This is a genomic window from Xanthomonas euvesicatoria pv. euvesicatoria (assembly GCF_020880415.1).
Lineage (GTDB): Bacteria > Pseudomonadota > Gammaproteobacteria > Xanthomonadales > Xanthomonadaceae > Xanthomonas > Xanthomonas euvesicatoria.
Genome location: NZ_JAJIUJ010000104.1, coordinates 1 through 10,912 on the forward strand (window position 1 = coordinate 1; position 10,912 = coordinate 10,912).

At 66.8% G+C, this 10,912-nt stretch carries 8 protein-coding genes; 6 read left to right on the forward strand and 2 right to left on the reverse strand.

Translation table 11 applies throughout. The annotated features are described in order from the left end of the window. Both LN450_RS17420 and LN450_RS17425 read right to left on the reverse strand, forming a co-directional pair. On the reverse strand, window positions 1–1,247 hold a 1,247-nt coding region (locus tag LN450_RS17420), incomplete at its 3' end, for a sigma-54-dependent Fis family transcriptional regulator (RefSeq protein WP_228892917.1). A 255-nt stretch (window positions 1,248–1,502) separates the two neighbouring features. Next, window positions 1,503–2,435 carry a carbohydrate kinase family protein gene (locus tag LN450_RS17425; RefSeq protein ID WP_008573357.1) on the reverse strand — a complete coding sequence of 311 codons (933 nt, stop codon included), beginning with the start codon at window positions 2,433–2,435 and terminating at the stop codon, window positions 1,503–1,505. Window positions 2,436–2,710: 275 nt separating this feature from the next. Between LN450_RS17425 and LN450_RS17430 the strand changes: the two genes are divergently transcribed. The 6 genes from LN450_RS17430 to LN450_RS17455 all read left to right on the forward strand — a co-directional run bounded on the left by LN450_RS17430 (window position 2,711) and on the right by LN450_RS17455 (window position 10,540). Next, window positions 2,711–3,757, forward strand: a complete 1,047-nt coding sequence (locus LN450_RS17430; RefSeq protein ID WP_003482734.1) for a rod shape-determining protein — start codon at window positions 2,711–2,713, stop codon at window positions 3,755–3,757. A 165-nt stretch (window positions 3,758–3,922) separates the two neighbouring features. Next, window positions 3,923–5,125 (forward strand): rod shape-determining protein MreC, encoded by a 1,203-nt coding sequence (gene mreC / locus LN450_RS17435; protein ID WP_011346335.1) that lies wholly within the window; start codon window positions 3,923–3,925, stop codon window positions 5,123–5,125. Continuing rightward, complete coding sequence (mreD, locus tag LN450_RS17440) at window positions 5,122–5,607, forward strand: rod shape-determining protein MreD (RefSeq protein ID WP_005911183.1); 486 nt, start codon at window positions 5,122–5,124, stop codon at window positions 5,605–5,607. Before mreC ends, mreD begins: the two co-directional genes overlap by 4 nt. A gap of 3 nt (window positions 5,608–5,610) precedes the next feature. After that, on the forward strand, window positions 5,611–7,671 hold the full coding sequence (mrdA, locus tag LN450_RS17445) for a penicillin-binding protein 2 (RefSeq protein WP_011346336.1): 2,061 nt from the start codon (window positions 5,611–5,613) through the stop codon (window positions 7,669–7,671). Further along, window positions 7,668–8,786 carry a rod shape-determining protein RodA gene (gene rodA / locus LN450_RS17450; RefSeq protein WP_011346337.1) on the forward strand — a complete coding sequence of 373 codons (1,119 nt, stop codon included), beginning with the start codon at window positions 7,668–7,670 and terminating at the stop codon, window positions 8,784–8,786. The genes mrdA and rodA overlap by 4 nt, the downstream gene beginning before the upstream one ends. Before the next feature lie 356 nt (window positions 8,787–9,142). Then, entirely contained in the window at window positions 9,143–10,540 is a 1,398-nt protein-coding gene (locus LN450_RS17455; protein WP_011346338.1) for a glycoside hydrolase family 28 protein, read from the forward strand. Window positions 10,541–10,912: the final 372 nt, after the last annotated feature.

Consider the following 10,912-nt stretch of genomic DNA (forward strand, 5'->3'; position numbering starts at 1 on the left):
TCGCTCTCGATCAGCGCCTCGGGAATCGCCGCACAGTTCACCGCCACGAACGGCCGCGCCGCCCATGGCGAGCCGCGGTGCACCGCCTTGGCGAACTCCTCCTTGCCGGTGCCGGTGGCGCCGCACAGCAGGATCGACACGCGATGCGCGACCAGCTTCAGCGCGTTGTCCAGGTTGTGGCGCATGCGCGGATCGGAGCCGACGTGTTCGCGTGCGTAAGCGGCCTCGCCATCGTCGGCGGGGGTGGCGTGCGCGCCGCCAGCAACCGCGTTGCGGCGCGGCGGCTGCGCCAGGGCGAAGAAACGGCGCCCGTGGCAGGCGCAGCGGATCGACCACAGCGTGCTGGCAGCGTTGCGCGCACGCTGCTCCACGGTGTCGAAGTCCAGCTGCATCACCTGCGAGATGTCGCGCCCGACCAGCAGGCTGCGGTCGCCCTTGCCGAGCTGTTCCAGCGCCGCTTCGTTGACGGCCAGCACGCAGCCGTCGGCGCCGATCGCCATCAGCGCCTCGTGCAACAGGCCGGCGAACTCCGGGCGGCTGTGGAAGCGCAAGATCCACGCATGCCTGTACTGCTCCAGGAAATACGAACGCGCGATCTGTGCCGCCGACATGCGCACCAACGCGCTGGTGTGGCGCTGTACCAGCTTGGTGTCGCGCGCGTCCGGCGTGGACGCATCCAGCACCGCCAGCAATTGCCCGTGCGGGTCGAGGATCGGCGCACCGCTGCACGACAGCGGCAGATGCCGGGCCAGGTAATGCTCGCCGCGGTGCACGCCGAGCGCGCTGCGCTCCACCGCGCAGGTGCCGATGCCGTTGGTGCCCTGGTAGCGCTCGGCCCAGCTGGCGCCGCAAAACAACCCGGTCTGGCGGAATTCGCGCAGCAGTGCCGGGTCCTGCACGCTGTGCAGCAAGGTCGCCTCGGCGTCGGCGAACACCACGGCATAGCCGCCGCCGGCGATCTGCTCGTAGAGGTTCTCCATCTCCACCTTGGCGATGCGCAGCACTTCCTCGAGCCGCTGCTGGCGCTCGCGCAGCCCGCTGCCGTCGTGGACCATCGGCAACGGGGGGGCATCCGGACTCAGCCCATACTCGTCCAGGCAGCGCTGCCACGAGCGCGCCAGCGCCGGCGGCAGCGGTTCGATCTGGCGAAAGCGGCGCATCCGCGCCAGCAGCGCCGATTCGGCCTGGGCATCGGACAAGGGCCCGGCCGTGGCCTGCAGGAGGTTGGCGACAGTCACTTCCGACACGTGGCGCTTCCTCGGTCCCTACCCGGGGCCAGAGCGGCAGTGACGCATAAACCGGGGCGAGGCTCAAACCGCGGTGCAGCAAACGCCGGGGATGCGGATTCGGGATTCGGGATTGGCAAAAGCGGCTCGGCTGGGGGCGGCTGCCTTTTCGCCTGGGCCAAAACGAAAAAACCGCGCCATCGCGCGGTTCCTCGTGGCCTCGAGGCGCCAGGACCCAGCTTTTACGACTCCCGACTCCCGAATCCCCACTCCCGGCTACAACGCGTAGCCGAACTGCTGCTTGAACTGGTCGTTGAACTCGGCGAAGTCGAAGCGTTGGTTCTGGGTGCCCGGGTGTTCCACTTTCAGCGCGCCCATCAGGTTGCCCATGCGGCCGATGGTCAGCCAGTCGTAGCCGCCCTGGATGCCGTAGATCAGCCCGGCGCGGAACGCATCGCCGCAGCCGGTCGGGTCGACCACGCGGCGCTCGTGCGCCGGCGGAATGTCGTAGGTCTTTTCCGGCGTATGCACCAGTGCGCCCTTCGGGCCCTGCGTGGTGATATAGGCCTGCACACGCGAGACGATGTCTTTTTCGTCCCAGCCGGTGCGTTCCTGCAACAGGTTCGACTCGTAGTCGTTGACCACCACGTACTGGGCCTGTTCGATGAACTGGCGCAGCTCCGGGCCGTTGAACAGCGGCATCGCCTGGCCGGGGTCGAAGATGAAAGGGATGCCGCCGGCAGCGAACTCTTCCGCGTTCTGGATCATGCCTTCGCGCCCGTCCGGGCCGACCAGGCCCAGGGTCACGCCCGGCACATCCTTCACGTGGTTTTCGTAGCTGCGCATCATCGCGCCCGGATGGAAGGCGGTGATCTGGTTGTTGTCGTGGTCGGTGGTGATGAACGCCTGCGGGGTGAACAGGTCGTCGATGATCTTCACCCGCGACAGGTCGATGCCCAGCGTTTCGAAGTGTTCGCGGTACGGGCCGAAATCCTGGCCGACGGTGCCCATCGGGATCGGCGCGCCGCCGAGCAGATGCAGGTTGTAGGCGATGTTGCCGGCGCAGCCGCCGAACTCGCGGCGCATGCGCGGCACCAGGAACGACACATTCAGGATATGCACCTTGTCCGGCAGGATGTGGTTCTTGAACTGGTCCGGAAACACCATGATGGTGTCGTAGGCGAGGGAACCACAGATCAGTGCGGACATCGAGTCGGGCCTTTGCGTTGGGAAAACCCGCCAATTGCCGGGCATGGCAGCGGGACGGCGCGTGCGCCGCGGCGCAAAGGGTAACGGCTGCGGCCGATCAGGGCCACAACCGCATGCCATGGCCGGCGTGACCGCCACATGAAAACGGGGGCGAAATCGCCGATTTTTCCTTGCTCACCCCGGGGGGGATTGCTAGGCTAGCCGACTTCGTTTTCTGCCCAAATTTTCGCCAGTCTGGCGGCGGGCACGCGACTCACCCAGGAACGACTCCCTCGATGTTCAAGAAACTCCGCGGCATGTTCTCCAACGACCTGTCCATCGATTTGGGCACGGCCAATACGCTGATCTACGTGCGCGGACAGGGCATCGTGCTGAACGAGCCGTCGGTGGTTGCGGTGCGGCAGGATCGCGCAATCGGCGGCACGCGCTCGGTCGCTGCCGTCGGCGCGGAGGCCAAGCAGATGCTCGGCCGTACCCCCGGCCACATCACCACCATCCGCCCGATGAAGGACGGCGTCATCGCCGACTTCACCTACACCGAGGCGATGCTGAAGCACTTCATCAAGAAGGTGCACAAATCGCGCTTCCTGCGCCCCAGCCCGCGCGTGCTGGTGTGCGTGCCGGCCGGCTCCACGCAGGTCGAGCGCCGCGCCATCAAGGAATCTGCGGAAGAGGCCGGTGCGCGCGATGTGTATCTGATCGAAGAGCCGATGGCCGCAGCGATCGGCGCCGGCATGCCGGTGACCGAGGCGCGCGGCTCGATGGTCATCGACATCGGCGGCGGCACCACCGAAGTGGCGGTGATCTCGCTCAACGGCATCGTGTACTCGCAATCGGTACGTGTGGGCGGCGACCGTTTCGATGAGTCGATCACCAATTACGTGCGCCGTAACCACGGCATGCTGATCGGTGAAGCCACCGCCGAGCGCATCAAGCTGCAGATCGGCTGCGCCTACCCGCAGGACGAGGTGCAGGAGATGGAAATCTCCGGCCGCAACCTCGCCGAGGGCGTGCCGAAGATGATCAAGATCAACTCCAACGAAGTGCTCGAAGCGCTGCATGAGCCGCTGTCGGGCATCGTCTCGGCGGTGAAGCTGGCGCTGGAGCAGACCCCGCCGGAACTGTGTGCCGACGTGGCCGAGCGCGGCATCGTCCTCACCGGTGGCGGCGCGCTGCTACGCGACCTGGACCGCCTGATCTCCGAAGAAACCGGCCTGCACGTGCAGGTGGCCGACGATCCGCTCACCTGCGTGGCCCGCGGCGGCGGCCGTGCGCTGGAGCTGGTGGACATGCACGGCAACGAGTTCTTCGCGCCGGAGTGAAGCGCTCGGGATTAGGGAGTCGGCATTCGGGATTCGCAAAGCGTGTCCCGGCCTTCGGCCTTGACCGATTGCGGTGTAGCCCTGTTTGTCTAACGCTTAGTCGTACCGGGGGCCGCCAACTGCTCCTCGAATCCCCAATACCTAATCCCGAATCCCGGCCTTAACGTGCCCTCCTACGCCGGTCCTCCCGTCGCCTCCCGTCCGGGCGAAGTCACCTCCACGCTGCGGCTGCTGGTTTATCTGGTGCTGGCGGTGGTGCTGATCGCGCTCGATAGCCGCGGTGGCTGGCTGAGCCAGGTGCGCATGCAGGCCAATCTGCTGATCCAGCCGATCTGGGCGGTGGCCGGGCTGCCGGGGCGCATCGGCTCGCAGGTGCGCGACAACGCCGCAACGCATGCGCAACTGGTGGAAGAGACCCGGGATCTGCGCAATCAGCTATTGGTCGCCAATGCGCGCCTGACCCGGTTGCAGACCGCGGCCCTGGACAACGCGCAACTGCGCGAACTGCTCAACGTGGCCGAGCGCCGCGGTCTGGATGTGCAACTGGCGCCGATCCTGAACATCGATCTGGATCCGACGCGCCAACGCCTGCTGCTGGACGCCGGTAGCCGCGAAGGGGTGGTGCTGGGCCAGGCGGTGATCGATGCCGGCGGCCTGATGGGACAGGTGATCGAAGTCACCCCGCTGCATTCCACCGTGTTGCTGCTCACCGACCCCGACCACGCCGTGCCGGTCAGCGTGGCGCGCAATGGCGTGCGGCTGATCGTCTACGGGCGCGGCGACCGCCTGGAACTGCGCGACATCCCGCTCAGTGCCGGCGTGCAGGTGGGCGATGAAATCGTCACCTCGGGGTTGGGCGGCCGCTTCCCGGCCGGCTTCCCGGTCGGCAAGGTCTCCGAACTGCATCCGGACGATACCCACGCCTTCCTGGTCGGCGAACTGACCCCGGCCGCCAAGCTCGATCGCGGCCGCGATGTGTTGCTGCTGCGTGCCGGCAAGCCGTTGCGGTTGGTGCCGGGGGCCGGGATTGGGGATTCGGGAGTTGGGATTCGCAATAGCGACAACAGCAACGGCGGCGCGGCAGCCGCCAGCGCGCCGGTGGCTGCCACGCCACGCACGCCGGTGGGCGGGATTTCCAAAGCATCCAGCGGCCACGCCAGCCTGCCGGCCAGTCCTCCTGGGTCGAACGGCCCTGAACTCCAGACCCGCGGTTCCCGCGCAGCGTCATCGCAGGGCTCACGGGCTTCAGGGAGTGGAGACGCTGGAAGGGGCAACGGCAACGCCGCACCAGCACAGGCGGCCGCTTCTAACCAATCCCCAATCCCCAATCCCCAATCCCGTTCTTCTCCGCAGGAGACGGACCAATGACCCGCATGCGCAACACCTGGATCCTGCCGGCGAGCATCTTCATTGCGCTGGTCCTGGGCCTGCTGCCGTTGCCGATGGTGGTGCAGCCGCTGCGGCCGTACTGGCTGGCGCTGGTGCTGGCATATTGGGTGATCGAGGAGCCGGACCGGGTTGGGCTGGGCCTGGCCTTCGTGGCCGGCGTGCTGGCTGATCTGCTGTATGGCGGGCTGCTCGGCGAACAGGCGCTGCGGCTGGTGATCATGACCTTCATCCTGCAGCGCTTCCGCGCGCGCATGCGTTTTTTCCCGGTCTCGCAACAGGCGCTGGCCATCGGCGGGCTACTGCTCAACGACCGCATCGTGTCTTCGGCGGTGCATCTGGCGGTGGGCGAGCCAACCCTGCCGTGGAGCTACTGGTGGGCGCCGCTGCTGGGCATGGCGCTGTGGCCGCCGCTGTTCGTGGTGCTGGATGCGGTGCGGCTGGGCAAGCGGGGCAAGAAGTAAGCCATGCACGGGCGCCGTCATCCCAAGAATCCGCATGCGGAGGCCGAACAGTTCCGCCGTCGCGCGGTGCTGGGCTTTGTGATGGTGGTGATCTGCCTGGTCGGCCTGGGCGGCTGGTATTTCAAGTTGCAGGTGCTCGACCACGAGGTCTACGCCACCCGTTCGGAGGCCAACCGCATCAAGCCCAAGCCGGTGGTGCCCGGGCGCGGCATGATCTACGACCGCACCGGCCGGCTGCTGGCCGAAAACGTGCCGGCCTTCCGTCTGGACGTGACCCCCGACAAGGTCGCCGACATGAACGCCATGCTGGACGCGTTGGGCAAGGTGATCCCGATCGCGCCGGAGGATCTGGAACGCTTCAACCGCGAGCGCCGCGCACGCCGCAGCTTTTTGCCGGTGACGCTCAAGCTGCGCATGAGCGATGAAGAGATGGCACGGTTCGCGGTGGAGCGCTGGCGCTTCCCCGGCGTGGAGCTGGAGCCGTATCTGACCCGGCGTTATCCCTACGGCCCGTTGTTCGCGCACATCATCGGTTATGTGGGCCGGATCGACGAAAAAGACCTGGCAGTGCTGGGCGAGGGCAATGCTGCGCTCACCCATATGGGCAAATCCGGGCTGGAGCGCTACTACGAGCAGGATCTGCGCGGGCAGGTCGGTTACGAGCAGGTCGAAACCAATGTGCAGGGGCGGGCCATCCGCACCGTCGGCCGGGTCGCCCCGCAGTCGGGTGCGGATCTGCGCCTGTCGGTAGACGCCGACCTGCAGCGCGCGATGGTGGCCGCCTTCGGCGAGCACGAAGGGGCGGCCATTGCGATGGACCCGCGCACCGGCGAGATCCTGGGCATGGTCAGCCTGCCCAGCTACGACCCCAACCTGTTCGTCAACGGCATCTCGCATATCGATTTCAAGATGCTCAACGACAACCCGTCCCGGCCGCAGTTCAACCGGCTGGTGCTGGGCGGCGTGGCGCCGGGCTCCACGCTCAAGCCGCTGATCGCGTTGGCCGGCCTGGACAGCGGCCTGCGCCGGCCGGAAGACCGGGTGCTGTCCACCGGCATGTTCTACCTGCCCGGCGTCAGCCGCGGTTGGGGCGATTCGCACCGCGGCGGGCATGGCTGGACCGACCTGCGCAAGTCGATCGCCCAGTCGGTCAATACCTACTACTACCGCCTGGCGGTGGATATGGGCATCGAGCGCTTCGACCACTACATGTCCGAGTACGGCTTCGGCCAGCCTACCGGGGTGGACCTGCTGGGCGAAATCGGCGGCATCCTGCCGTCGCCCGCCTACAAGTACAAGACGCGCAAGGAGCGCTGGTATCCCGGCGACACGGTCAACATCGCCATCGGCCAGGGCGACTGGAAGGTCACGCCGCTGCAGCTGGTGCGCGGCGTCTCGGCGATCGCCAGTGGCCTGCTGCTGCGCCCGCACCTGGTGCTGGAAGAACGCACCGGTTTCGATCATCCCTGGGAGCCGATGATCCAGCCGCCCGGCAAGCCGCTCAGCCAGAACCCGGCGCATCTGCAGGTGGTGCGCGAGGGCATGATGGACACCATGCGGCCCGGCGGCACCGGCTATGCGATCACCCCGGGCGCGCCGTACCAGATGGCGGGCAAGACCGGCACCGCGCAGGTGGTCAGCCGCAAGGGCGTGGCGGCAGTGGACCCGCGCAGCCTGCCGTTGCACCTGCGTCACCGCGGCCTGTTCGTCGGCTTCGCGCCGGCCGACAACCCGGTCATCGCGGTGGCGGTGGCGGTGGAAGGCGGCGGTTTCGGCACCAGTTCGGCGGCGCCGATCGCACGCAAGATCTTCGATGCCTGGCTGCTGGGCAAGATGCCCGCCGGTCTGGAGCCGCTGGACAGCGAGCTGGGCATGACCGCCGTGGGCGTCAATCAGTTCGAAGCCGGCGTCACCGACGCGCGCGCCGCCGGCGACGCCGCCGCTGCCACGCTGGACGAGCTGCCGGTGGTGATCGGCCAGAGCGCCGTTGCGCTGGACCCCAACACTCCCGCGCAACCGGTGGTGCCGGATGTGCCGGACGCGGTGCAGGAGACCGACCATTGAGCGACATCCTGCGCTGGTTGGTGGACATGGCTGCGCGCTTTACGCGCAGCCTGGACTGGGTGCTGTGCCTGGCGCTGGGCGGCCTGATGGCCATCGGCCTGTCGGTGCTCAAGAGCGCCGGCGGCACTGCCAATGGCGAGCACCTGATGCTGGCGCAGGGCATCCGCTTCATTATCGGGGCAGCAGCGATGTGGGGCATTTCACGCATGTCGGTACTGCGCCTGCGCGCCTGGACACCGTGGGTGTACGGCTTGTCGATGCTGCCGCTGCTGGCGGTCTTCGCGCTGGGCACCGGTAAGTACGGCCGGCAGTGGCTGGACCTGAAAGTGTTCTACCTGCAGCCGGCAGAGCTGCTCAAGATCAGCCTGCCGATGATGGCGGCCTGGTATCTCCACCGCATGCCGCTGCCGCCGCGCATTGCCACCGTGCTGGTGACCGGCGTGATTATCGGCGTGCCCACCGCGCTGATCATGTTGCAGCCGGACTTCGGCACCGGCGTGTTGATTGCTGCCAGCGGCGTGTTCGTGCTGTTGCTGGCCGGCCTGCCGTGGTGGTGGGTGGCCGTTGGTGTGGGTGGTGTCTCCGCGGCTGCGCCGGTGGCGTGGTTCTGGCTGCTGCGGCCGTACCAGAAGGACCGCATCATGATGTTCCTCAACCCCGAAAACGACGCGCTTGGCGCGGGCTGGAACATCATCCAGTCCAAGATCGCGATCGGTTCGGGTGGGCTGGACGGCAAGGGCTGGGGTCTGGGCTCGCAATCGCACCTGAACTTCATTCCCGAACAGACCACCGACTTTGCGTTTTCCGTGCTCAGCGAAGAATTCGGCTGGATCGGCGTCGCCACCGTGCTGACCCTGTACCTGATCGTCATCGGCCGCTGCCTGTGGATCGCCTCGCAGGCGCGCGACACTTATTCGCGCCTGGTTGCCGGCGCCACCGGCCTGGCGTTCTTCGTCTACGTGCTGGTCAACGGCGGCATGATCTCCGGCCTGCTACCTGTGGTGGGCGTGCCGATGCCGCTGATGAGTTACGGCGGCACCTCGGCGGTGTCGTTGCTGGCCGGGTTGGGGCTGGTGATGGCGGTGAAGTCGCATCGCCCGGTGCATGGATACTGAGGCCGCGTCGCTGCACTGCATCGTGTCCGTGCGGGTTGTGAGCGCCAGGCAGAGTGCCTGACGTGCGTCACACCAATCACTCCGCGCGCAGCAGGCCACACGAACGCGTTGTTGACGGTCGTGACGCGCGCATGTCATCGCGCTGACAGCTCGGCACCCGTGTCGTGTTTTGCGCGCTGCGTTGCAAGGAGCGCGCAGCGCGCGGGCGTGACTTCGCTCCCACGGTGTCCGATTCGCTCGTCTGCTACAGGCGCGCACCACGCTCCGTAGAGTCCGCCACGCCGCTGCAGCGATGGCGGTGCGCACCGCGTGGCCTGCACGGGCACGCGCACTTTCTCTTTCGGGTGATCTCTTCTATGAAACTGCTTACCGCTGCCATCGGCGGCGTTTGTCTGACGCTTGCTGCGCAAGCCGGCGCCGTTACGTTTGCTACCGGCGATACGCGCGCTGTCGCGCAACCGGCGATTCGCGCCACTTGCCAGCCGTCCTTGAAGGCCAGCCAGACGCCGACCGGGCGGCAATTCGACGCCGCGCTGGAAAGCGCGCCCCCCGATACCAAGGCCATCCAGGCCGCGCTCAACGCCTGCAAGAACGGAAGCGTGCTGTTGACCAGCGGCAGTGGCAACGCGTTTCTGACCGGGCCGTTGTCCATCCCGGCCAACGTCACCCTGGTCATCGACCAGGGCGTCACCTTGTACGGCTCGCGCAACCCGGCCGACTACGGCAGCGGTTGCGGCACTGCCGGTTCCAAGAGCGGGGCTTGCCTGCCGTTGATCAGCGTCAAGGGCAACAATGCAGGCGTGATGGGCATCCGCACCGGCGGGCGTCAGGGCACCATCGATGGGCGCGGTGATCAGACCATGCTGGGCAAGAGCACCACCTGGTGGGAGTTCGGCGAAAACGCCAAGAAGGCCAATCAGGTGCAGAACAGCCCGGACCTGATCAAGGTGCAGAATTCCAGCGAGTTCACGCTCTACGACGTCAACCTGATCAATGCGGCGTACTTCCATTTCTTCTCGCATATCGTCAATGGCCTCACCATCTGGGGCGTGCGGGTGAAATCACCCGCCACCAGCCCCAATACCGACGGACTGGATCTGGACAGCGTGGTCAACGCCACCATCCACGACAGTGATGTGATGGGGGGCGACGACTGCGTGGCGATCAAGACCATCGCCTCCAAGTCGGCCAACATCACCGTGCGCAACAGCCGCTGCTATGGCACGCACGGCATCTCGATCGGCAGCGAAGTGATGTCCGGCGTCAGCAACGTGCTGGTGGACAACAATGCGTTGGTGTCCACCGACGATGCAGGTAACCGCAGCACCGACAACAACGGCCTGCGTATCAAGACCAGCATCGTCAAGGGCGGGCCGGTCAGCCAGGTGACCTATCGCAACACCTGCCTGTATGGGGTGACCAGCCCGGTGGTGATCAACCCGTTCTATGCCAGCGGCAGTAGCGGTACCAAGCCGACCTTCAGCGCCATCGTCGTGGATGGATTGCACAGCGCCAATGACGCCGGCGGCAAGGGGTGGATCCTGCGCGGCTACGACGCGCAGACACCGCTGGATCTGGTGCTGGCCAATGTGGCCATCGGAAGCACCTCGGTGACGGTGACCGCCAGTAACGCACAGATCGGGCTCAGCAACAGCGCGCTGACACCGACCGGCACCGGAGTCACCACCGGCCCGGTACAGGTCAGCGGCGCGATCCCCACCTGCTCGGGCGCACCCCGCTTCCCGGCACTGTGAGACACCCGGCGCGGCCCTCCAGCGGCCGCGCCGGACCGGTGGCTACCGCGCAGCGCTGCACCCGCCAAGGCGGCGCAGTTGCGAACGCGTCGTCCGCCAATCCACGCCACATGCGCATCTACTCAGCTGGATGAGTAGCGTGCGCGGGGCGAGCCGTCGCTCCAAGTGCGGGCGAGGACCGCGCCGACGAGTTTGCCGTCCAGGATTCTGCCCATCGGCCAGCCAAAACCAAACCGCACGGCTCGGTATCGGTCTAAGCCAAACCATACGACTCGGTCCTGGCCTTGGCCCCGCAGCAGCCCGCCAGGTCCGCTTTTGCGTTGCAGCCTCAACCGTAAACATAAAACATCGTTTCTATTCCCGACTCATCCT